Genomic DNA, 23,362 nt, shown 5'->3' with positions numbered 1-23,362 from the left:
CATGAATGGAAAAGATGTACTGTCGTTGCTGATATTAGGCGCGATCTGGGGCGGTTCGTTTATTTTCATGCGGGTGGCTGCACCAGAGTTCGGTGTGTTTGCGCTGGTGGAAGTGAGAACCGTGCTGGCGACGCTGGTAATGCTGCCATTTATGTTCGCCCTCGGCGGCTGGCGTGACATTCGTTTGCATTGGTGGAAAATTGCTTTTATCGGCATTGTTAATACGGCCGTGCCCTTCGTTTTATTCAATTACAGCAGCTTGTATTTGGAAGCAGGTATCAATGCTATTCTTAATGCTACTGCACCCATGTTCGGCGCTTTAGTGGCACTATTGTGGTTGGGCGACAAACTGAAAGCCTCGTCCGTATTCGGCTTATTCGTAGGCTTTCTAGGCGTGGTCGTTCTTAGTGCCCATAAAGTCGGCGAGGGCGAAGTGAGTATTGTGCCTATTCTTACCGCTTGCACGGCTACTACCTGCTATGGCATTGCTGCTTGCGCTATGAAGAAATGGCTTGCTGGCGTGCGTCCACTGGTGGTGGCCACGGGCAGCCAGATATTTGCTTCCATCGCGCTATTGCCTTTCTCTTTGGCCACGTTACCCGCAACCATGCCATCAGGCATTGCCTGGCTGAACGCCATTGCACTGGCCGTCGGCGGAACCGGTATTGCTTATATTTTGTATTTTCAACTGATAGCCAGTGTGGGGCCGGCAAAAGCAATTACCGTGGGTTATCTGGTGCCATTATTCGGAATTGTGTGGGGGATTCTCTTCCTGAGCGAAACCCTGTCACTACAAACCATGACTGGCGGCGTACTTATTCTTGCCGGTGTGGCGCTCACTACCGGAGTACTGGCGCGGTTACGAAAGCCAATATCAGCGTTGCAGAATTAACCTTTAAGCCGTTTCTGTAAGGCCAGCAAAAACGGTTTATGTTTTATCAAATCAGTTATGCTGCCTTCGAAGGTCTGTACCGATTTCACAGACGGAAATGTTATTTGCTTATGAAGCATGGAGTAACTTGCAGTGAGATTAAAATAATTGTAGTACAGGATCATCAGCTGAAGGCCATCGGTAGGCTGTAACTGCATACCCAGCTTTGCCGCCGTGCGGGGGTTAATAATATAGCTGGTAGTTCGTATTCTTAAGCTTTCAATGTCCTCCTTATCCTGATGTTCGTATTCACTGATAAGTTGTAATAAGCCTTCTAGCATACCCTGCTGCACGCCGCGTTTGCGGTCCGCCACCGACATGGCTTTATCAAACATAAAGTAATAATCAAACAGAGTGGCAGCATGCAGCACTATGACCCCTTTTCGCTCTTTTTCAGCAATCAAGAAGGGGGACAGGTAGCGCAGCTTGCCTTCTCTGATAGCGCTTGGCATATCTACAAATGGCGCAAGTACCGAGGTTCCCATTGCGAAAACGAGAAGAAGAAACGGCAGTAGACCTAGCAGGTAGAGGATAAAACCGGTTGCTACCAGAACAGCGAGAGCAAAAAGCACCGCGCGCATGACAAATTTATTCTGTTCCTGCTCTGTAAGATGGAAGAATGGGTGCCGGGTGAGTTCCATAGGACAGATGTATCCTTTTGATCTAAATTAAACGCGCACTAAGCGCTTTCAGTACTGCACGGGTGCGGTCTCGTGTGTGCAATTTCGCCAGAATATTAGAAACATGATTTTTCACAGTGCCTTCGGCTAGAAACACCGTGTCGGCAATTTCTTTATTGGAATAGCCGCCGGCGATAAGCTTGAGAATATGCAATTCCCGCTCACTAAGCGGTTCGATGGTCGGGTCTGCAAAGGTAGAAAGGTGCTCTGCACTCAGCTGATTCAGCAACACGGGCTCAGCCAGCATACCCCCGTGGTAAACCGTATCAATAGCATCATGCAGTTTACCGGTATCGACATCTTTAAGCAGAAAGCCGTTTGCACCGGCAGCCATAGCTTGAGTGAATAAGTCTGGGTCATCAAACGTGGTCAGCACAATGACCCGGGTGTCATTTCCGTTATTGCGCAAGGCGTGCACAGTTTCAATACCATTTTTCACCGGCATGCGTATATCAGTGAGCAGTATATCCACGGGATGCTCAGCCAGCTTTACCAGCGCGTCTTCGCCGTTATCAGCCTGCCAGACAACCTGAATATCCGTTCTTAGCGACAATAAGCTAGCAATGCCCTGGCGAACCATAAGCTGATCATCAGCAATGGCGACCTTAATCATAGTGACTTTCCTTGTAGGGTAGCTGAACTGTTACGGTCCAACATTGATTGTCATTAGACACCGCTACGTCACCGTTCAGTTGCGCTGCCCGCTCTCGCATATTCGCTAACCCGGAGCCCGGCAGAGTCGAATGTTTTGCAAGGTATGGATTACTGATTGTCAGACGAAGTTGCGCTGAGGTCTGCTGCAGCGCAATGGTAATGTGCTTCTGACTGCCATGGCGCAGTGCATTACTCACCGCTTCCTGACATATCCGCAGCAGCACTTCGGCGTGGTGGCTCGACTGGAGGGGGGCTGCCAATCGTTCTTTAAAGTTAGCCTGCACATGTGGAAGGTGGTTAAACAAAGATTCGATAGCGGTATTTAAATCCAGCTGAGCGCTTTGCTTATTGGCTTTTACTACGCAACGAATTTGTTCCAGTAAGTCTTTAGCAATAGCTTTTGTTTCACTCACACTATCTTGCTGATCACCAGGGACAGTTTTGCTTAAAAACTCCAGATTAAGTAGCAATGCAGTGAGCTGATGACCGCAAATATCGTGCAGGTCGCGGCTGAGTTTAAGTCGCTCAGATTGCCGCGAGGTTTGTTCCAGCAGAGAGCGGGTAGAAACCAGTTCGGCATTAGCCTGCTCGAGGGCCAAACGTGCTTTGCTTTCACGCACGGCGATATCGGCCACTGCCAGTGAAAAGCTTTGAAACGCCAGGTTAAGTGCTATGGCTATTACCGATGGAGTTGGGCTTTTGTCCCAGGCCAGCAAATAAATAAGAAGCGCGACGCCGTTAATGGCAAGCAGTAAAGCAATAGCTTGACGGCGGTTGGCGAAAAAGGGGAGCTGTCCGGCGAATATTACCAGCAGAATAAGCGCGTCGCTGGACTGCGCACAACCAAATACTAAAAAAAATCCGACGAGCTGAACAATGAGGGCAACAAAAGCAAGCTGCCTTCGATTATCGACTTTTTCGCTCAGGTTCACAAACAGAAACCCGCCAATGAACATCGCAAAGCCTGAATAATAGAAGAATACCGCTCCGGTAAATGCGGCATTTATTCGGGTGATCAGCATAACCGCTAACCAGCCGAGTACGCCAGCCAAGAGCAAAATGTTGTTACGTTCTGTAGATTGCATTATTGCGCTGTCATCCGAAAGATCCTTTATCGAACGGTATCGTAAGCTGGCTGAGGGCTACAGGTGCCAGAAGTCATGCTTCTCCATGATATGACTTTTGGCACCTGCTATCGAAAGCATAGTTACCTAAAGTGAGTCGACATCACCAAAGGAGCTTACTTATGAAAACCCGTCTAATCACAGCATTAACTACTTTGTACTGTATTGGCGCGCAGGCTGCAAATATAGAAATCACTTTCACTGATATGAACAACTTGAGCGGAGAGTTATATGTTGCCGTCTACAATTCGGAAGCTGCGTTCAGTAAAAAACGAGCGATGCAGAGTCAGATTGTCAGTGTTTATAAAAAGGATCAAAAGGTTATTCTTGCTGATGTGCCTGCCGGCGAATATAGCGTGATGGTCTTTCAGGATCTCGATGGCAATCATCAGCTAAACACTAATATGTTAGGTATACCCACCGAACCTTATGGTTTCAGCACCAATCCCCGGTTAATGGGGCCACCTACCTTCGGGGCTATTCGCTTCCCTGTGACAGAAGATCACGTCGCTATTTCAATTAATATGGAGTAATCACATGGAACGTCGCGATTTTCTCAAAGGGTTAGGGCTGGCAGCTTGCGGAACTATGGCTTATAGCTCTGGATTCAATGTCCTTGCTGCAGAGCCGGAATCTTTCTATGAAGAATTTAAACGAAAGTTAAAAGACAATCCGGTACTTCGGGGCTGGGAAGGGCTGACTACTGATATTCCATCGCGAGAATTTCAGTGGCAGGGGAAGTTACCTGATGCGCTGGTAGGTAAACAGTTTTACCGCAATGGCCCGGCCCGTGCGGTATTAGGTGAACAACGTTACACTCATTGGTTCGACGGTGACGGGTTTGTACACCGCTATGCTTTTGGACATAAAACGGTTTCTCATTCTGGCCGGTTTGTACGTACTAGAAAATTCGAAGCCGAAAGTCGCGCAGGGCGCTTTCTTTATAACGGTGCGGGCTCACTGATAGAGAATGCCAGACCTTCAAAAAATGCTGAAACTGTTAATACAGCGAACATTGCATTGTTGCCTGTTGACGGAGAGCTGTGGGCGTTGTGGGAAGCGGCTATGCCTTATAAACTCGACCCGATATCGCTAGAAACACAAGGGCAGGTATCGCTGAAAAGTGAGCTGGACGGAGTACCGTTCTCTGCTCATCCACATGCAGACAGATTTGGCAATTTATGGAATTTCGGTGATCTATCGTTCTTTGGGCACCAGGGAATGATGGTGTATCAGATGAGTCCTCAGGGTAAAATGTTGAACTATAAAGTGGTGTCCGCACCGGCCAGCTACGTGCATGATTTTGCGGTAACAGACAATTATTTGATTTTTTATTTTCCGCCAATCAATAAAGTTCATGGAGAAACCCTTATCGACGGCATGCAATGGCAGGGTGATAAGCCGGGACAACTACTTATTGTTGATAAAAATACCCTTGAACCTACGCTGCAACTGCCTTTCCATGCCGGATTTATCTTTCATTTTGGTAATGCCTGGCAGCAAGGACAATCGCTGGTGGTGAATGCCTGCTGGTACAATAATGCAGATGTAATGTTGCAAGGGGTTGAGCAAGTTTTTAGCGTTGATGGCGGGAATCATGACAGAAGTACTGCCGCTCAAATTCATATTGATTTAGCCGCAAGAACAGTCCGCCTTGAAAATACCGCGCATATTATGGAGTTTGTTCAGTTTGACAGCCGGTTTACCGGCGAATTCACTTCACATCAATTTGGCGTGTATGCTTCAAACACCGTCGGAAGAGGCGATTACAATAGTATTGCCAGTCTGAATACAAACACCGGCGCACTGGATTTGCATGTGCTCGGTAATGACTTCCTCACAGAGGAGCCGCTGTTTATTCCTGTTGGCAGTAAACAAGGGGAAGGGTATCTGGTAAATACCGCACTAAATTTCGTAGAAGGAGCGACCTATTGCATGGTATTCGATGCTCAACACGTAAGCGACGGCCCCGTTGCCTGGGCAAAATTAGATACCTATATGCCGATGGGATTTCACGGCGCAATTATATAAATACGTGTGACGTAGCCGCAGTGAACGGCGAATCAGTGTCGAAAAACTAAGTATTTCACTTCTAATGTTGCAAGGTAAAGTGGGAGGGTGATTTATGATTTGCCAAACAATTCTGCTGCTCAAAAAGAGGTGAAAATCCCTCCACTTTATATGTTGGAGTTAGATCTGAATACAGAAGGCGGCGCGCTGATTATCCTATAAGTGATAAAGCGACCTCTCTTTCTTGTTTTAAACTTTTGTTGAAGGTTTTTAAGGTTGTATTCAATCGTTAATTTTGTCATATTAATTATAATATAATAGTAACAAAGTGAAGATAAATATGACCTTTAACGGTACACCTTCTGCAAATGCAATTCGTGCTCTGGCAGTTGATGCTGTTCAGAAAGCTAAATCAGGCCATCCTGGCGCACCTATGGGAATGGCTGAAATTGCTACTGTTCTTTGGCAACAGTTCTATAACCACAATCCCGCTAATCCGGAATGGGCAAACCGTGACCGGTTTGTATTATCGAATGGCCATGGTTCAATGCTGCAATACGCATTGCTACATTTAAGTGGTTACGATTTACCTATGGATGAGCTGAAGCAATTCCGTCAGTTGCATTCCAAGACGCCAGGGCATCCTGAATATGGATATACGCCGGGCGTAGAGACGACAACGGGTCCTCTGGGGGCTGGAATTGCCAATGCTGTGGGTATGGCTATTGCCGAGAAAACCCTGGCTGCACAATTTAATAAAACTGAATATAACCTTGTCGATCATTATACTTACTGCTTCTTAGGCGATGGGTGTTTGATGGAAGGCATCTCTCACGAAAGCTGCTCATTGGCGGGAACTCTTGGATTAGGCAAGCTGATTGCCTTTTATGATGATAATGGCATTTCCATCGATGGCCATGTGGAAGGTTGGTTTACTGACGATACAGCAAAGCGCTTTGAAGCATATGGTTGGCAGGTTATCGCTAACGTTGATGGTCACGACAGTAATGCAATTGCAGGTGCTATTGAACAGGCTCAGAAAGAAACCAGTAAGCCTACGCTTATTTGCTGTAAAACCGTAATCGGCTTTGGCTCGCCTAATAAATCCGGTAGTCATGATTGCCACGGCGCTCCACTAGGTGACGATGAAATTGCTCAGATGCGCAAATTCCTAAAATGGGACCATGCTCCCTTTGAAATCCCTGCATCTGTCTATCAGGAATGGGATGCGAAGGAAGCAGGGGCCGGTAAAGAGTCGCAATGGCAATCCCTGTTTGATAAATACTGCGAGGCATTCCCTGAAGATGGTAAAGAGTTTAAGCGACGGGTAATCGAAAAGAGATTACCAGACAATTTTGATAGACGCGCTGATGAGTTTGTAAAGCAATGCCAGGAAGCTTCAGAAGGTATCGCTACCCGCAAAGCTTCGCAAAACGCGATTGGTTTTTACGCCAGTCAGTTACCCGAACTGCTAGGGGGATCAGCAGATCTGGCGGGTTCTAACCTGACACTATGGCCTGAAGCAAAAGGCTTGCAGGATGATGATGCTGGTAATTACATTTATTATGGTGTTCGTGAATTTGGTATGAGCGCCATTATGAACGGCATTGCCCTTCACGGTGGGTTTGTACCATATGGCGCCACATTCTTAATGTTTATGGAATATGCGCGTAATGCAGTGCGTATGGCCTCACTCATGAATGCAAAAGACATCTTTGTGTACACTCACGACTCTATCGGACAGGGCGAAGACGGCCCGACACACCAACCTGTAGAGCAACTGGCCAACTTACGCATGACGCCAAATCTGTCTACCTGGCGCCCTTGTGATGCGACTGAAACCGCCGAAGCCTGGCGACAGGCTTTAAGGAAAGAAGGGCCGTCAGCATTGGTGTTTACCCGTCAGGGTACAAAATGCATGGAGCGGAATGAGACTCAAGTAAAAGATATAGCTAGAGGCGGTTACGTGCTAAAAGAAGCAGCGGAGCCGCAGCTTATCCTTATTGCTACCGGGTCTGAAGTCGGCGTTACAATGGAAGCGGCGAATTTGCTAGAAGCCGAAGGCATTGCTACGCGTGTGGTATCTATGCCATCAACCACTTACTTTGATGCGCAAGATAGGGCCTACAAAGAACTTGTTCTGCCTGTAGCTGTACCTAAATTAGCAGTGGAAGCGGCTCATGCAGATTATTGGTACAAGTACGTTGGCCATAACGGCGGGGTAGTAGGAATGACGACTTTCGGAGAGTCTGCACCGGGTGGCATTCTGCTTGAGCATTTTGGCTTTACCGCTGAAAATATCAGTGAGAAAGCAAAGGCTTTGCTGAAATAGCAAGTAAAAAAATAGCTAAACAGTTCTGTCCGATAAAGCGTCCCGAGGATATCCGAAGGGCGCTTTTTTTGTTATTAAAGAAAAAAAAGGCCCAAGGAAAAGGGCCAAAGGTTGGGACCTGCCCGAGAGCAGGGTTTTGGGACTAGATTAATTGGCCAGTGCGTTCAATAATGATTCGAGCTTTTCCTGGTCAATGGCGAACTGACGAATGCCTTCTCCTAGTTTATCGCTGGCCATTTTGTCTTCGTTCATTTGCCAACGGAAGGTCTGTTCAGTAAGAACCTTTTCCTTTGGTTGCGTATTTTCAGCAGGTACCAGCCGGCGTGACAGAGGGGCATCAGTATTAGCCAGTTCATCTAGTAGCCCCGGGCTGATGGTAAGACGATCGCAACCCGCAAGGCCGATAATTTCACCAATGTTGCGGAAGCTGGCTCCCATAACGATTGTGTCGAAGTCATGCTTTTTAAAATAGTCGTAAATGGCGCTGACAGACTTCACACCAGGATCGTTGTCGCCACTAAAATCAGCTTCAGGCTGACTGGCTTTGTACCAGTCCAGGATGCGTCCAACGAAAGGCGATATCAGATAAGCGCCTGCTTCAGCACACGCTCTGGCCTGAGCAAAGGAAAATACTAAAGTAAGATTACAGTGAATTCCCTGTTCTTCCAGGATACGCGCAGCTTGTATACCTTCCCAGGTGGCTGCAATTTTGATAAGCACTCTTGAAGTATCAATCCCTTGTTCTTTATATAAGGCTATTAATTTCTCTGCCTTATTGACCGTCTCCATAGTATCGAAGGACAACCTTGCATCTACCTCAGTTGATACCAGCCCGGGTACTTCGTCCATCAATTTTGCGCCAATTAAAACTGCCAGCTTATCGGCAGCTACTCGACCAACGTCTCCGGCTCCTGACTGTTTTTGTGCCCACTGAACAGCTTCTATACCCAAAGGTCGATATTTTTCTATTTGCATCGCCTTGAGCAATAGAGAGGGGTTAGTTGTGGCATCCTGCGGCTGATATTTCTTAATCGCCTCAAAATCGCCGGTGTCGGCTACTACAGTGGTCATTGATTTAAGTTGTTCTAACTGGCTGGTCATACTTATCCCATAAACATATTAAATGATAATTGCACGCTAAATTTCAGAGGCGAGAAGCTACTGAAACACAAGTTTGTATGCTTTTTGGTCATTCCGGCCCGAATGACGCAAAGTAACGGTGTTAATATTATTTTTATATTACCTTTACAACCTGACATTGTTGATATTATCATACAAATAAATGAAATGACTATCGATGTTAACAAATAGTTGAAAGGTATTTATGTCTCGTTACACGTTGGGATTGGATTACGGCTCAGACTCGGTTCGTGCATTGCTCGTTGATGTAAAAACCGGTGCCGAATTGGCCAGTCATTTAATAAACTATCCGCGTTGGGCTGAAGGGCGATTCTGCGAACCGTCCGAGGATCAATATCGTCAGCATCCACAAGATTATATAGATAGCCTTGTTGCCGTTGTACGCGGCTTATGGGAACTCGTACCTGCTGGAACAGCAGATAAAGTAATTGGCATGAGCTTTGACACGACTGGCTCTACGCCAGTGGCAGTGAATAAACACGGCGTCCCCTTAGCGCTGACAGAAGAGTTCAGTGAAAACCCGAATGCTATGTTTGTGCTATGGAAAGATCATACGGCAATTCAAGAGGCTCGTGAGATTACCCAGGCTGCTACTGAAAATGCTATCAACTACCTCTCTCACATGGGGGGCATTTATTCTTCAGAGTGGTATTGGGCCAAAGCACTGCATATTTTCCGCAAAGATGCAGCGGTGAAAGCCGCTACCTATGCGTGGGTTGAGCATTGTGATTGGATGACTGCGCTGATGTGTGGCACTACACATCCTGACCAGCTGGTACTCGGCCGCTGCGCATCCGGGCACAAAATGATGTGGAATGAAGCGTGGAATGGTTTCCCTCCGAACGATTTTTTCACCAGCATCGATCCGTTGCTAGATGGCTTAGTGAATCACATCAATCCCGCTACCCAGTCAAGCGATAAAGTGGCCGGAAGCTTAGTTTCAGAGTGGGCCGAAAAGTTAGGTTTGCCAGCGGGTATTGCGGTCGGATTTGGTGCTTTTGATTGCCACATGGGGGCTGTTGCAGCAAATGTCCGCCAAGGTGTTCTTACAAAAGTAATGGGAACGTCTACCTGTGATATCACTGTGACATCTAAAGCGCACCTTGGTGATACCTGTGTCAGAGGTATTTGCGGTCAGGTGGATGGCTCAGTCATCCCAGACATGATTGGTCTCGAGGCTGGTCAGTCTGCATTTGGCGATCTTTATGCCTGGTTTAAAAACGTTGTGTTATGGCCAACTCGCCAGCTTGTTTCGGAACTGACTGAGAGAGGGCAACTTGAGCTGGTTCAAAAAATTGAAGACAGCGCTCTGATCCGCCTCTCCGAAGCGGCAGCAGCATTGTCGGTAAAATCGACAGATATAACTGCGCTCGACTGGGTTAACGGCAGGCGTACGCCAGATGCTGATCAAGGTGTTTCTATGGCCATTGCCGGAATCAAAATGGGAACCGGCGCGCCGCAATTATTTAAAGCATTGGTGGAAGCGACAGCATTCGGCGCCAGAGCGATTACCGAACGGTTCCGTGAAGAAGGGGTGCCAATCGAATCGGTTGTAGTAATTGGCGGTATCTCAAAGAAATCTGATTATGTTATGCAAACCTGCGCAGACATTTGGAACTGTCCTATCGACGTACTCGAAAGCGAGCAGAGTTGCGCACTCGGTGCTGCCATTATGGCCGCTGTGGCAGCGGGTGAATATCAGACTGTAGAAGCCGCACAGAAAGTGATGGCATCGCCGGTATGTAAACAGTATCTGCCTAACCCGGAACGTTCTGAGATTTACGACGAACTTTACAGTAAGTACCAGACTTTAGGTGCACATGTAGACGGAGGAAAAATATGAGTTACAAGGAACTTAAACGCGAGGTTTTTGAGGCGAATATGGAGCTTCAACGCCGAAACCTTGTGATATATACCTTCGGCAACGTGTCTCAGGTTGACAGAGACAAAGGCGTTGTAGCCATCAAGCCTAGTGGTGTGGCTTATGAAGATATGAAGCCGGAAGATATTGTTGTCGTGGACCTGGAGAACAATATTGTTGAAGGCTCAATGCGGCCTTCATCTGATACAAAAACCCATACGCACTTGTACCGCGCTTTTGAAAGCATAGGTGGTGTTACCCATACCCACAGTACCTATGCCACAGCATGGGCACAGGCAAAGCAGAGCATTCCCTGTTTAGGTACTACCCATGCCGATTACGTATATGGCGATATTACCTGTACCCGAGAGCTTACCGACGAGCAGGTGAATGGAGATTATGAGGAAGAGACCGGTGTGCAGATCACCGATGCTTACAAAGACAGAAATCCTGCCGAAGCGCCAATGGTAATTGTAGCTGGCCATGCGCCTTTTACGTGGGGAAAGAGCGCCGCACAGTCTGTGTATCATGCGGCGTTATTAGAAGAAATTGCCAGAATGGCCTATTTAACGCGTACGCTCGATCAGAATGCTGCACCGTTAAAGCGCGCTGTGATGGATAAACACTATTTACGCAAACACGGTAAAAATGCCTATTACGGCCAAAGCTAATTAGTACCGTGACGATAGAGAGGATTTAAATATGACGACGATAACGAAAGAAGTTTGGTTTGTCACAGGTTCTCAACACCTGTATGGGCCAAAAGTATTAGAAAACGTTGCAGCAAACAGCCAAGCCATTGTTGCCGGTTTAAATGAGTGCGGCAAGCTGCCAGTAAATATGGTTTTCAAACCTACCGTAAAATCACCGGAAGAAATCCATGCGGTGTGTCAACAAGCCAATGCGAATGCTGACTGTGTCGGTTTAGTATTATGGATGCACACGTTTTCTCCAGCAAAAATGTGGATAGCCGGATTAAGTGAATTAAGAAAACCCTGGCTACACTTACATACCCAGTTTAATGCCGCCCTGCCGTGGGACGACATTAATATGAACTACATGAACACGCACCAAAGTGCACACGGTGACCGGGAATTTGGGTTTATTGGCACACGCATGCGAAAAGACCGAAAAGTTGTAGTTGGACACTGGCAGCGTCCGGAAGTGCAGGACCAGATTGATGATTGGTGTCGCGCTGCGCTAGGTTGGGCTGAAAGTCAAAGCCTGAAAGTTGCACGCTTTGGTGACAACATGCGCCAGGTGGCGGTAACTGAAGGCGACAAAGTTGCAGCACAAATCCAATTTGGTTATGAAGTGCATGCTCACGGGTTAGGTGAGTTATCTGATGTAGTAAACGCCGTTACCGATGCTGATATTGCAACACAGTTAGATCTATATCATCAGGAATACGTGATTTCAGATGCAACGTGGAAAGACACTTATAACGTTGACATGCTGAAAAACGAGGCTCGTCTTGAATTAGGTATGCAGCGTTTTCTTGATGGTGGCAACTACAAAGCATTTACTAACTGCTTCGAAAACTTATCAGGGCTAACTGGGTTACCGGGTTTGGCAACTCAACGCCTGATGGCCAAAGGCTATGGCTATGGTGGCGAAGGCGACTGGAAAACCTCAGCGATGGTTCGCATCATGAAAGTAATGGGGCAGGGTCGTGAAGGTGGTTGTTCGTTCATGGAAGACTACACCTATAATTTTGGTGCAAAAGATCAGGCGCTAGGTGCTCACATGTTAGAGGTTTGCCCATCAATAGCTTCAGCCAAGCCTCGCCTGGAAGTTCACCGTCATACTATTGGTGTTAAATGTGATGTTGGTCGCTTATTGTTTGAAGCCAAACAGGGCCCGGCGATTAATGTATCACCAATTGATATGGGTAACAGGTTCCGTATTCTGATCAATGAAGTTGATACGGTTAAGCAGCCTGCAGAAACGCCTCATTTGCCAGTTGCTTCAGCGCTGTGGGAGCCTAAGCCGAATCTGTCAGTTGCAGCTGCGGCGTGGATTCATGCAGGAGGTGCGCACCACACTGCATACAGCCAGGCGGTTACTACAGATATGATTATCGATTATGCAGAAATGGCTGGCGTAGAAACTGTCGTCATCGACAGTGATACGACGATTCGTTCGTTCAAGTCTGAGTTACGTTCAAATGCAGCATACTATATGCTTAAGCAAGGAATCTAACTGAAGGGACTTCTGCTCTACTTTGTACTGCAATATAGCAGCAGTAAAGTTGCTTTACTTTTTGAAACTGACGCCATGTGCGTCAGTTTCTTTTTCCGGCATCCGAATCTGTCTGTGAAATAATTGAGGATCTAAAATGGTAAATTTAAGCGCTTACGAGGGCATAGTGTTTGATATGGATGGCACGCTTATCGATTCCATGGGGGCACATATGGAGGCGTGGCGAATGACCTGTGAAGAGTTTGGTATTCCGTTCGATTTAAAATATATGTACGGACTAGGCGGTGTACCCACGCGTAAAACTGTAGAGATCCTGAATGATAAATACGGACTAGCACATAGTCCGGATATGGTTGCATTGCACAAGCGTAAAGTTTGGGAATCCATGGATTTAATGCCAGAAATCATTGCTGAAACCGTTGATATTTTTCATCACTACCGCCCTGACTTGAAGATCGGTATCGGAACTGGCTCAGAGAGAAATCACGCGCTTCATTTGCTGGAACATCATGGTTTATTAGATAAATTAGATGCACTGGTAACGGCGACAGATGTGACACATGGGAAGCCGCATCCTGAAACATTTTTGAAAGTGGCTGAGCTAATGGACGTTGCACCTGAAAAATGTGTTGTTTTTGAAGACACCGAGATTGGTTTTGAAGCCGCGCAGCGTGCGGGAATGGATTGTATCTTGGTAAAAGACGGTAGAGTCCAAATTTAACATTTTTTTAAACGAAATCGGAATCACCCCTTGCTTTACTTATGCTATTTGTAATATAAAAGTATAAAATTAGTTAGGGAACTGTATTTCATGTCTGTATCCGAATATCAATATAAAACCATTTCTTCTTTTTCTCAGGGCAGTTTTAAAACCAGCGTGAAAATGGCCGTGTTGTTCATGACCAGCCTGGTACTAAGCCCTTCACAGGCACAGGAAGTCAAAAACGTGAATAATCAACCTTCTGCTAGTTCAAGTTATTACGGGGCGATGCCAGACAGCACGCCGGTCTATAGGGTTACGTTAAAAAACAGCAACGGCGTGGAGGTCGATGTTATAAGCTACGGCGGCACCATCACCCGTTTACTTACACCAGATAAGAAAGGTCAATTAGGCAATATCGTGCTGGGGTTCGACAAACTGGAAGACTATTTGTCCGCTGGTTATTACTTTGGTGCCATTATCGGCCGGTATGGTAACCGTATTGCAGAAGGTAAGTTCACTCTGAACGGCACAGAATACCAATTAGCAACCAACGATGGTGATAATCATCTTCATGGCGGCGTACAGGGTTTCGATAAGAAGGTGTGGCAGATGGCTCCCTTTGTCACTGAAAATAGTGCCGGGGTTGTGCTAACGCTCACAAGTCCTGATGGGGACCAGGGTTACCCGGGAAAACTAGACACGCAGGTGACATACACACTGACCAACAGCAATACGCTGGATATGGCATTCACTGCAACCACTGATAAGCCAACTATTACGAACTTTACTCAGCATTCTTATTTTAATCTGCAGGGTAAAGGCGACATTCTTGATCATAAACTGCAAATTAACGGCGACAGATACACGCCGGTTGATGGCGGCCTAATCCCTACCGGTGAAGTCGTATCTGTAAAGGGAACTCCGTTTGATTTCACACAGCCTAAAGCGATTGGAAAAGACATTGACGCTAAAGATAAACAGCTGTCTCTTGGTCAGGGCTTCGATCATAATTTCGTGATTAAAGACGCGCCCAGCGATGATTTAATAGAGGCAGCAAATGTCTATGAGCCTAAAACCGGTCGTACTCTTACCGTGTACACCGTTGAGCCCGCTGTACAGTTTTACTCAGGCAACTTCCTTGATGGCAGCACTCAGCAGGAAGGCATGAGCCATACACTGCGTTCCGGCTTCTGCCTTGAGCCTCAGCACAACCCTGATTCACCGAATCAACCTGATTTTGCCAGCACTGTACTCAACCCGGGTGAAGTATACTCCACACGCATTGTTTATGAGTTTGGTACGAAGTAGAAGGGAATGAATGATTCAATGAAATCTATGAAGTTAAAAACGCTTGCGGCGTCATTGCTGGTGGCTTTTGGTTTGACTGCATGCTCATCGACGCCGGCTACGCCGACCGGTGAAACTGCAGATAAAAGTGATATTCGAAAAAGTGGTACGTTCACAAATCCACTTTTCCCTAATGGCGCGGATCCGTGGTTGGAATACTGGGATGGTAATTACTACCTTACTACTACAACCTGGACGTCTGAATTAGTGATGCGCAAGTCACCGACACTTGCTGGTCTTGCCGATGCAAAGCCGGTGAATGTGTGGTCGGCTACCGAGTCTGATCGCTGCTGTAACTTTTGGGCTTTTGAGTTCCACCGTCTCAAAGGACCAGACGGCTATCGCTGGTACATGATGTACACGGCAGGCAGAGACGGTACGCTGGACTTTCAGCATTTGAACGTGCTGGAAAGCGCCGGCGATGATCCGATGGGACCATACCAGTATAAAGGCGCGCTGATGCCCGATGTGTGGAATATCGACGGCAATTACCTTGAATACAAAGGGAAATTGTATGTGATTTATTCGCAATGGCGCGGTGATCAGCAAATGAACATCATTGCTGAAATGGAAAACCCGTGGACGCTCAAGGCTGACCAGCCTCACACCGTGCTTACCCGGCCTGAACTGGACTGGGAAATCAGCGGACGCAAGGTAACTGAAGGCGCTGAAATTCTGCAGCACGATGGTCGTACATTTATGACTTACTCTGCCAGCTTCTGTAATACCCCGGATTACAAACTGGGTATGCTTGAGCTGGTTGGTGATGATCCGATGGATGCCGCAGCATGGAAGAAATTTGATGATCCGGTATTTGTGCGCACAGACAAGGTATTCGGTCCCGGCCACAATGGCTTTTTCACCTCTCCGGATGGCGGGGAAGACTGGCTGGTTTATCACGGTAATGATTCCGTGGAGCATGGTTGCTCAGCAACCCGCTCTTTGCGGGCGCAAAAATTTGAGTGGCAACAGGACGGATTACCGGATTTCGGTGAACCGTTGACCCCGGGAGTCGTTGTGCCTCCTCCTTCTGGAGAAAACGGGCCGTTAGTAACAAGAGTACAGGGACAGCGCTATCAGTTAGTTAATGCAACGAGCGATTTGTGTCTGGATATTTCTTCCGATCCGCAAGATAACCGTGCGGTGCAGCGTCAGTGTGCAGCAACTAACGGACAGTGGATTTTAGATGCCACTGCAGATGGATTTGTGCGCCTAGCCAACCGTGAAGACAGTAAATTCCTTGAAGTGGCGAACTGCAGTACCAGTGAGAATGCCCGTGTGCAATCGGCTGCGTGGCGGAATAACTTCTGTCAGGAGTTTAAAGTAGAGAGCGGTATCGATGGCAATGTAACATTGACGAACCGTTACTCTGGTAAGCCTCTTGCGGTGGCTGGATGTTCTGCTTCAGAAAATCAGGCGGTACTTCAACAAAACGAAGACAGTGCCTGTTCACAATGGCAGCTCCGGCCAACTGGTGATGTAGTGATCCTGAGTGAGCAAAGCGGTAAAGCGTTGTCTGTTCACAATGATGCACTGTCGGATGGTGCGAATGTGGAGCAGCGGGGCTTCGATAAGACACCTGCGCAATACTGGCAGTTTGTGCCCACAGATACCGGCTACGTTAGTTTAAAAACGGCAGGAAACGATGCGCTGTGCATCGGTACAGATGACAATGCCGTCGTGCCCGGCGCGAATTTGTCCATGGTGAGTTGTGGCGAGCCCACTGCACAGTGGCGTATTAGCCCTGCAGATGGCGGTGGTGTGATGTTATTTAACCGATATACCAAACAAGCTATGGGCGTAAGTGACTGCGGGTTAGCCGAGGGGACCAATATAGCCCAGCAACCTGATTTAGGCACAAAGTGCCAAGTGTTTCATTTGCGTGAGCCGCAATAGAGCCTTAAACGTATTGTCGCAGGTTTTTCGTTGAAGAGAGGGTATCCGATTGTAGGGCGGTACCTTCTCTTTTTTATGGCCGTAAAAGAGCAAAAAACGGGCTGGTGAATACACACCAGCCCGTTTTTATTTGGTTATGCTGTTTAATCAGTTTAACGTCAGTACCACCACTGATTTCGCCGGAAGCACCAACTTATCAGCCCTTGCTTTGAATGGCTCAGGCTCTAAGTTATGTTGATCGTCGAAAGTGTTTTTTGCGGTAATGATATCAGCGGTGAGAATACTGCCGGACAAGGTTTTATTTACCTTACCATCAAGGTTCAGATCAATGTCGGCATCTTCCGTCGGGTCCATATTAACCAAAGCTAAATACACATGGCCATCCGTGCCCATTGCCAGTGAACCTGTTACAGCCGGTAAATCTTCCCCGTTCATTGAATAGCGCGATGTATCCAGATTGAAAGGAATGGATGTGGCGTCCTGAAACACCGTATACATGCCATAAACATGATAGGTGGGTGTTTTCACCATCTTCGCGCCATCCGTTAAGATCATCGCTTGTAATACGTTTACCATCTGCGCGATATTCGTCATATGAACACGTCTGGCGTATTCGTGGAATAGATTCAAGTTTACTGCGGTTACCACAGCATCACGAAGCGTATTTTGCTGATACAGGAAACCGGGCTCCCGCCCTTCTTCAGCGTCGTACCACGTACCCCATTCATCCACATAAAAGCCCAGCTTACCGTCAGGATCATTCTTATCCATGATGTCGATATTATTCTTCAGGTAAGTTTCCATCCGATAAGTGCGCTCCATGGTTTTAAACCACATGGCGTTATCGAACTCGGTAGCATGCCCTTTTTTCTGCCAGTCACTGGTGGGAAGGGTGTAGAAGTGGTAACTGATACCATCCATATTACGGTCGATGTTTGCACTCAGAACGTCTGTCCATTCCGTATTATCTGTGTCACCACCGCTACCCACCAGGAGAGGCCTCTTGCCCTTAGGGGTTTTGATAAACGTGGCGTACTGACGATACAGGTTTACATAGTAATCAGGGTCCATGTGACCACCACAACCCCATGATTCATTGCCAATGCCGAAGTATTTAATGTCCCAGGGTTCTTCGCGTCCGTTAGCGCGTCGCTCATTGGCCAGGGTAGAGTTTTTATCAGACGTCATGTATTCAACCCATTCCGCCATTTCCTGCACGGTACCACTACCCAGATTCCCGTTAATGTAGACATCTGCACCAATGAGTTCAGCTAAATCGAAGAATTCGTGAGTACCCACAGCATTGGTTTCTTCAACGCCACCCCAGTGCGTGTTAACTTTTACCGGGCGTTCATCTTTGGGGCCAATCCCTTCGCGCCAATGGTATTCATCGGCGAAACAGCCTCCTGGCCAGCGGATCAGCGGTACTTTGATGTCTTTCAGGGCCCCGACAACATCATTCCGGAACCCTTTTGTGTTTGGGATTTCCGAGTCTTCACCGACCCACAACCCTTCGTAAATTCCGTGCCCGAGATGCTCGGCAAACTGGCCGTAAATATCTTTATTAATGACAGCACCACGGTCTTGAAGGTTCGCGCTGATTGTTACTTCATGGTTGGCAGCCGATGCGTTACCCGCCAATATCGACGCAGTTAATAGTGAAATTTTCAGTAGTTTACGTTGCATATTAATCTTCCTTGGTTGATCGAGTAACGCCTTCTGTTGTCATAATGACCCGTTGCAGCGAGCCATCTTTATTGTAGTGAAGAGGATCCACTGCAACTGAGCGGCGGAACCGTCCGCCACTTGGCTTATCGCCTTTCGGAGGCAAAGCACCGGTGTGATAAATGAAATAATCCTGGCCCTTAAATTCAATAATAGACTGGTGATTTGTTTCGGTATTGCCCGCGACTTCATTCAAAATGCCCTTATACTCCCACGGACCGTGAATACTTTTACTCATCGCATAGCAAATCTTTTCCGGAAACTCGCAAGCGTAGGAAAAGTAGTAGTTATCGCCTTTTTTATGAACCCAGGAAGCTTCTGTATAATTTGGGACATCAATGACTTTTATCTCACCATCCAGTTCCAGCAAGTTGTCTGATAACTTGACGTATTTCGGTACCAGATTGCCGAAGAACATGTAGGTGTCGCCATTTTCTTCAACATAAATTGCAGGGTCGATATCATCCCAGTCATTCGGCGTCTGTTTGGTCATATCATCTGTGACAAGGGCATGACCGATGGCGTCCTTAAAGGGGCCTGTCGGAGAGTCTGATACCGCTACCCCAATAGCAAAACCGGGTTTGTCGTCTTTGTGACGGACGGTGGTGAAAAAGTAAAATTTGCCATCCTTTTCAATCATATGTGACGCCCAGGCATCGCCTTTCGCCCAGCTGAAATCAGTGGCTTTCATAATGGGACCATGTGACTTCCAGTTCACCATATCGGTGGAAGAATAGGCTAGCCAATCGTGCATTTCGAAGAAGACATCGTTGTTGGGCGCCTCATCGTGGCCCGTGTAGAGATATACCGTACCATCATGCACCATGGCTGCCGGATCGGCAGTGAACACATCGGTAATAATCGGATTCTGTGCGAACACTTGCCCGCTTAAAAGCAAAGCCGCTGAAGATAACAATACACGTTTCATGTAAATTCCTTGTTGTGACCTGAATTCACCATGCCAAATTTTTAACAACACATGGTGTGGCACTGGTTAAATAGTAAGGTTCTGATATTACGTTGATATTTTGACGTTTCCCCACGTCTGGCCGCCAATCAAAACATCTGATTATTAGAACTAATGTAAAAAAATTGTTTAATAGTATTGTAATATTAATGTAGAAGATGTAAATATTTTAAAAATACTATTGTATTACTTTATTGCGATGTTGGTCACTTTACTTTGCCATTCGTCGTATGACAACGCTCTTTATCGTAAAGAGCATAATAATAAATCCTGAGGGAAAACGAGAATGAAACCTAGATCGGCGCTCATCGTGAGCAGCATCCTCTGTGTCACAGGGTGTGGCGGTTCAGGGGGAGATAGCACTCCCCCTGAAACCATCACGGTAGTTGACAACCAAACGTTGGCTAATCCCACGACTTCAATTGCCGATAGCAGTGGATATATGGATATCGGCGTACACGACCCGTCTGTTGTAAAGGTAGATGGTACTTACTACATATTCGGTTCGCATCTGGCAGCCGCGAAAACAACAGATCTACAAACGTGGGAATATATTTCGTCATTAAGCGCCAATAATTTGGTGGATGAATCTCCGTTATTTAATACTTATTCCACGGAGTTTGCGAAAGGTATCGCCTGGACCGATGATTTCACCGGCAGTTGGGCATCTGATGTTATACAAGCCCCAGATGGTGAGTTTTGGTTTTATTATAATCACTGCGCACAGGACAACCCTGACACGCCTGAACGTGACGAGGTTTGCTGGCACCGCTCGTATCTCGGCCTGGCAACGTCCGACTCTGTCGAAGGCCCTTACGTGGATAGAGGCGTTTTCCTGAGATCTGGGTATCGCGATGAAGCAGAGCTAGCCGCCTACCCCGTAGACGGCGTGGAAAGCTATAATCCGGCTGTGCATCCCAATGCAATAGACCCTGCAGCGTTTTATGATAAAGACAATAATCTGTGGATGGTATACGGCTCTTACTCCGGCGGTATTTTTGTATTGGCGATGGATGAGCAAACAGGTATGCCGGAAGCCGGGCAAGGTTACGGTAAACACCTTGTGGGCGGCAACTATAACGCCATTGAAGGTGCATTTGTCATCTACAGCCCCGACAGCGATTATTATTATTTGTTCTGGTCAAATGCGGGATTTGCAGCCGGTGACGGTTATAACATCCGTGTTGCCCGCTCAAGAACGCCAAACGGCCCTTACCTGGATGCGGCAGGTAATGATATGACCGGTGCGACTGTTGCTAACAATTACGGTAACAAACTCCTAGGTAGTCATCTGTGGTCGTCGGCCTTCGGTGAGACTTCTAGTCAGTACGGTTATAATGCGCCGGGCCACAATTCAGCTTTATATGATGAGGAGCTGGATAAATATCTGCTGTTCACCCACACCCGTTTTCCTGATGAGGAAGGTCGCTACGACAATCCGGAGGCGCATGCCGTGCGGGTGCATGAGATGTGGATTAACAACGACGATTGGTTGGTCGTTTCGCCACATCGCTACGCGCCAGTTGACGGAGAGAATGTCACTGATGCAGAGGATGTTGCAGGTGATTACCGTCTTATCCTGCAAAGCAATGATAGCAATGGCGATGAACACGAGTCTGTTTACGTTACCTTAAATTCGCAAGGGCGCAGTATTCAGGGGCAGCTGACCGGTACATATAAACTATACAGTGACGAACCGTCGCGGGTCCGCCTTACCATCGATGATGACACGGTTTATGAAGGCGTCGCCAAGTGGCAGTGGAACGTGGAAGATGCCCGTTTTGAAGTTGTCATAACTGCATTAAGCGGTACTGGCGAGAGTCTGTTGGCAGCGAAACTGCCTGAGCAGTCTGTCGCTGACGTGGTTGATGACATCAGTAACGCCATTGATGTTGCATTTGCCAATCCGGCAAACCCTGATGCTATGCTGGAAGTTAAAAACGACCTGTCTTTGCAAAGCACCGGAGCTCGGGGAGCTGTTATCTCCTGGGAGTCCAGCCACTCGCAATTTATATCTGCTTCAGGTGAAGTAACACGGCCTAACGTGGATGAGGGCGATCAGGTCGTTACGCTCACAGCCAACGTAGACATCAACGGACAAACACTGTCTGTGGCAAAAGACGTCAAAGTGATTGCCCGTTCGACGTACAACCGCACAGCGTGGTACTCCTTCGAGGACAGCCTTGATGACTCATTAATGAATTATGACGATGCCCAAGCTGTTACGGACGTCAATTCGTTCACCAATGCCAGTGCTGTTTTCTCGGATGGTGCTCAGGGTCGTGCCGTTAACCTCGATGGTTCGTATGGCATATTACTACCAGAGAACCTCATTGACAGTTACCAGTACACCGTCTCATTCTGGCTGAATACCGCACAAACGCAGTTCTTTAGTCCTGCTTTTTTCGCAGCAAATCAAACCGATCGCTGGATAAGCTTCCTGCCTGTTAGCTGGAATGCAGAGCTTATGGTCTGGGCTAACTACGTGGATGATGAAGGTGCTGTAAGCTGGTTTGACGGACTCACAGGCGTTGCCTTCCCGCTCAACGAATGGCATCACGTAGCATTCTCGGTAGAGCAGGGCTTCGTCAGCATTTTCTATGATGGCACGCTGGTGGGAACAGCGTCGTCTGTCAGGGATATTTTTACTGTACGGCCTGAAGGCGCAATCATCTCCCTTGGTCTTAACTTCTGGGATGTCCCCCTGAATGCTCAATATGATGAATTGAAAATTTATGACGAAGCATTGTCTGCAGCTGAAATCTCAGCGCTGGATGTTGAGCAGTTACCGGCAGAAGCACTGGTGAATATTGCTCAGGCAGATTTGGATCTTGGCAATCTGGACTTCGTTATCACCGATATTGCACTGCCACATACCGGACCGTTTGCTTCGGCGTTGAATTGGGAATCAAGTAATACTGCGGTTATCGATCCTGCTACCGGAAAAGTTACCCGTCCGGCCCGTGGTGAAGCGGATGCAGAAGTGACCCTGACTGCGACAATTTCTCTGGCTGGTCAGTCGGTGACGAAGTCTTTCGTAGCCAATGTCATTTCAAACACCCCTCCTGAAGCCATTGCGCGCTTTAGTTTCGAGGAGAACCTCGAAGACGCGCAAGGCAACTTTGCTGCCGGCGAAGAAGCGACTAAAACTGCAGACGCGCCCCTTATCGTTCCAGCAGATACGTCGCTGACTTATCAGGCTGGTGTAGTCGGCTTGGCTGCGGAGTTCAAAGGTGATCAGGGACCGGGCGTCAAGTTACCAGATGGTCTTATTTCAGACTACAGCTATGCAGTATCGATGTGGTTGAACCCTGCCTCGTTAAACCAGTTTACGACTACGTTTTTTGGCTATGCTGCGTCGAACAGCTGGATAAGTTTAGTACCGTTTGGTCCAGGCTCCGGTGACACCATGGTGTGGTCTGGAGAACAATGGTTCGATGGCACATTAAACGCGCAAATACCGACAGGTAGCTGGACACATATCGTTTTTGTCGTCAACGAAGGCACCTTTTACGGATACATCAACGGTGAACTGGTCAGCGAATTGGAAAATTTCCCTGACGTGTTTACAGCATCCGGAGCTAATTCGGGCTTTTCGCTGGCCACGAATTTGTTCCCCTGGGATGCAAACTTTTCAGGCTTGATGGATGAGTTGGTTATCTACGACGACCCGCTGTCTGCAGACGATGTACAGGCGCTGTTTACTGAAGGCAGCAACTAAGAAACGGGTGAGGCCGGGAGAATGCTCTCTCGGTCAAAGGACAACAAGATAAGACCCGAAAAAAGGGTA

General features: G+C 47.5%; 17 protein-coding genes. 11 read left to right on the top strand and 6 right to left on the bottom strand.

The genetic code is table 11. The features are described 5' to 3' along the window. Position 1 precedes the first annotated feature (1 nt). Entirely contained in the window at positions 2-892 is an 891-nt protein-coding gene (locus tag ACXAGX_RS03155; protein ID WP_474818754.1) for a DMT family transporter, read from the top strand. On the opposite strand, the gene ACXAGX_RS03150 is transcribed toward ACXAGX_RS03155, so the two are convergent. From ACXAGX_RS03150 to ACXAGX_RS03140, 3 genes are read right to left on the bottom strand one after another with little or no spacing between them, the layout of a single operon-like run. After that, on the bottom strand, positions 889-1,572 hold the full coding sequence (locus ACXAGX_RS03150; RefSeq protein WP_474818755.1) for a hypothetical protein: 684 nt from the start codon (positions 1,570-1,572) through the stop codon (positions 889-891). The genes ACXAGX_RS03155 and ACXAGX_RS03150 overlap by 4 nt on opposite strands. 22 nt (positions 1,573-1,594) lie before the next feature. Continuing rightward, positions 1,595-2,224, bottom strand: a complete 630-nt coding sequence (locus tag ACXAGX_RS03145; RefSeq protein WP_474818756.1) for a response regulator — start codon at positions 2,222-2,224, stop codon at positions 1,595-1,597. Next, on the bottom strand, positions 2,217-3,350 hold the full coding sequence (locus tag ACXAGX_RS03140; protein WP_474818757.1) for a sensor histidine kinase: 1,134 nt from the start codon (positions 3,348-3,350) through the stop codon (positions 2,217-2,219). The genes ACXAGX_RS03145 and ACXAGX_RS03140 overlap by 8 nt, the downstream gene beginning before the upstream one ends. A gap of 161 nt (positions 3,351-3,511) precedes the next feature. Here ACXAGX_RS03140 and ACXAGX_RS03135 point away from each other — a divergent pair, with 161 nt between their 5' ends. From ACXAGX_RS03135 to tkt, 3 genes are all read left to right on the top strand, one after another. Further along, positions 3,512-3,922, top strand: a complete 411-nt coding sequence (locus ACXAGX_RS03135) for a DUF2141 domain-containing protein (RefSeq protein WP_474818758.1) — start codon at positions 3,512-3,514, stop codon at positions 3,920-3,922. Between the two features lie 4 nt (positions 3,923-3,926). After that, entirely contained in the window at positions 3,927-5,420 is a 1,494-nt protein-coding gene (locus ACXAGX_RS03130; RefSeq protein WP_474836526.1) for a carotenoid oxygenase family protein, read from the top strand. Between the two features lie 319 nt (positions 5,421-5,739). Next, on the top strand, positions 5,740-7,731 hold the full coding sequence (gene tkt, locus ACXAGX_RS03125; protein WP_474818760.1) for a transketolase: 1,992 nt from the start codon (positions 5,740-5,742) through the stop codon (positions 7,729-7,731). Positions 7,732-7,878: 147 nt separating this feature from the next. Here the strand turns inward: tkt and tal are convergent, their stop codons facing one another. Next, entirely contained in the window at positions 7,879-8,832 is a 954-nt protein-coding gene (gene tal, locus ACXAGX_RS03120; RefSeq protein WP_474818761.1) for a transaldolase, read from the bottom strand. A 223-nt stretch (positions 8,833-9,055) separates the two neighbouring features. On the opposite strand from tal, the gene ACXAGX_RS03115 reads away from it, so the two are divergent. The 6 genes from ACXAGX_RS03115 (at position 9,056) to ACXAGX_RS03090 (ending at position 16,880) form a co-directional block, all read left to right on the top strand. Then, positions 9,056-10,714 (top strand): ribulokinase, encoded by a 1,659-nt coding sequence (locus ACXAGX_RS03115; RefSeq protein WP_474818762.1) that lies wholly within the window; start codon positions 9,056-9,058, stop codon positions 10,712-10,714. Continuing rightward, the gene (locus tag ACXAGX_RS03110) at positions 10,711-11,403 is read left to right on the top strand and encodes an L-ribulose-5-phosphate 4-epimerase (RefSeq protein ID WP_474818763.1); all 693 of its coding nucleotides are present in this window, start codon (positions 10,711-10,713) and stop codon (positions 11,401-11,403) included. The genes ACXAGX_RS03115 and ACXAGX_RS03110 overlap by 4 nt, the downstream gene beginning before the upstream one ends. 31 nt (positions 11,404-11,434) lie before the next feature. Beyond that, the gene (gene araA, locus ACXAGX_RS03105; protein WP_474836524.1) at positions 11,435-12,934 is read left to right on the top strand and encodes an L-arabinose isomerase; all 1,500 of its coding nucleotides are present in this window, start codon (positions 11,435-11,437) and stop codon (positions 12,932-12,934) included. Between the two features lie 136 nt (positions 12,935-13,070). Beyond that, positions 13,071-13,655, top strand: coding sequence for a beta-phosphoglucomutase family hydrolase (locus tag ACXAGX_RS03100; RefSeq protein WP_474818765.1), 585 nt, complete (start codon positions 13,071-13,073; stop codon positions 13,653-13,655). Positions 13,656-13,745: 90 nt separating this feature from the next. Further along, entirely contained in the window at positions 13,746-14,945 is a 1,200-nt protein-coding gene (locus ACXAGX_RS03095) for an aldose epimerase family protein (RefSeq protein ID WP_474836522.1), read from the top strand. Positions 14,946-14,951: 6 nt separating this feature from the next. Continuing rightward, positions 14,952-16,880, top strand: a complete 1,929-nt coding sequence (locus ACXAGX_RS03090) for an RICIN domain-containing protein (RefSeq protein WP_474836520.1) — start codon at positions 14,952-14,954, stop codon at positions 16,878-16,880. Positions 16,881-17,027: 147 nt separating this feature from the next. Here the strand turns inward: ACXAGX_RS03090 and ACXAGX_RS03085 are convergent, their stop codons facing one another. Next, positions 17,028-18,566, bottom strand: a complete 1,539-nt coding sequence (locus tag ACXAGX_RS03085) for an alpha-N-arabinofuranosidase (RefSeq protein WP_474836518.1) — start codon at positions 18,564-18,566, stop codon at positions 17,028-17,030. A 1-nt stretch (position 18,567) separates the two neighbouring features. Next, complete coding sequence (locus ACXAGX_RS03080; protein WP_474818769.1) at positions 18,568-19,533, bottom strand: glycoside hydrolase family 43 protein; 966 nt, start codon at positions 19,531-19,533, stop codon at positions 18,568-18,570. A gap of 325 nt (positions 19,534-19,858) precedes the next feature. On the opposite strand from ACXAGX_RS03080, the gene ACXAGX_RS03075 reads away from it, so the two are divergent. Further along, positions 19,859-23,293, top strand: a complete 3,435-nt coding sequence (locus tag ACXAGX_RS03075; RefSeq protein WP_474836515.1) for a LamG-like jellyroll fold domain-containing protein — start codon at positions 19,859-19,861, stop codon at positions 23,291-23,293. Positions 23,294-23,362: the final 69 nt, after the last annotated feature.

The organism is Alteromonas sp. ABV4_515, assembly GCF_056160345.1.
Note: the sequence above shows the minus strand (reverse complement) of the source record. Positions and strands in the feature narration are given on the sequence as shown.

Coding starts and splice junctions, on each gene's coding strand:
- ACXAGX_RS03135 (WP_474818758.1), top strand. CDS start 3,512: ATGAAAACCCGTCTAATCACAGCATTAACTACTTTGTACTGTATTGGC.
- ACXAGX_RS03140 (WP_474818757.1), bottom strand. CDS start 3,350: ATGCAATCTACAGAACGTAACAACATTTTGCTCTTGGCTGGCGTACTC.
- ACXAGX_RS03080 (WP_474818769.1), bottom strand. CDS start 19,533: ATGAAACGTGTATTGTTATCTTCAGCGGCTTTGCTTTTAAGCGGGCAA.
- ACXAGX_RS03075 (WP_474836515.1), top strand. CDS start 19,859: ATGAAACCTAGATCGGCGCTCATCGTGAGCAGCATCCTCTGTGTCACA.
- ACXAGX_RS03085 (WP_474836518.1), bottom strand. CDS start 18,566: ATGCAACGTAAACTACTGAAAATTTCACTATTAACTGCGTCGATATTG.
- ACXAGX_RS03115 (WP_474818762.1), top strand. CDS start 9,056: ATGTCTCGTTACACGTTGGGATTGGATTACGGCTCAGACTCGGTTCGT.
- ACXAGX_RS03110 (WP_474818763.1), top strand. CDS start 10,711: ATGAGTTACAAGGAACTTAAACGCGAGGTTTTTGAGGCGAATATGGAG.
- ACXAGX_RS03145 (WP_474818756.1), bottom strand. CDS start 2,224: ATGATTAAGGTCGCCATTGCTGATGATCAGCTTATGGTTCGCCAGGGC.
- araA (WP_474836524.1), top strand. CDS start 11,435: ATGACGACGATAACGAAAGAAGTTTGGTTTGTCACAGGTTCTCAACAC.
- ACXAGX_RS03090 (WP_474836520.1), top strand. CDS start 14,952: ATGAATGATTCAATGAAATCTATGAAGTTAAAAACGCTTGCGGCGTCA.
- ACXAGX_RS03095 (WP_474836522.1), top strand. CDS start 13,746: ATGTCTGTATCCGAATATCAATATAAAACCATTTCTTCTTTTTCTCAG.
- ACXAGX_RS03155 (WP_474818754.1), top strand. CDS start 2: ATGAATGGAAAAGATGTACTGTCGTTGCTGATATTAGGCGCGATCTGG.
- ACXAGX_RS03100 (WP_474818765.1), top strand. CDS start 13,071: ATGGTAAATTTAAGCGCTTACGAGGGCATAGTGTTTGATATGGATGGC.
- ACXAGX_RS03130 (WP_474836526.1), top strand. CDS start 3,927: ATGGAACGTCGCGATTTTCTCAAAGGGTTAGGGCTGGCAGCTTGCGGA.
- tkt (WP_474818760.1), top strand. CDS start 5,740: ATGACCTTTAACGGTACACCTTCTGCAAATGCAATTCGTGCTCTGGCA.
- tal (WP_474818761.1), bottom strand. CDS start 8,832: ATGACCAGCCAGTTAGAACAACTTAAATCAATGACCACTGTAGTAGCC.
- ACXAGX_RS03150 (WP_474818755.1), bottom strand. CDS start 1,572: ATGGAACTCACCCGGCACCCATTCTTCCATCTTACAGAGCAGGAACAG.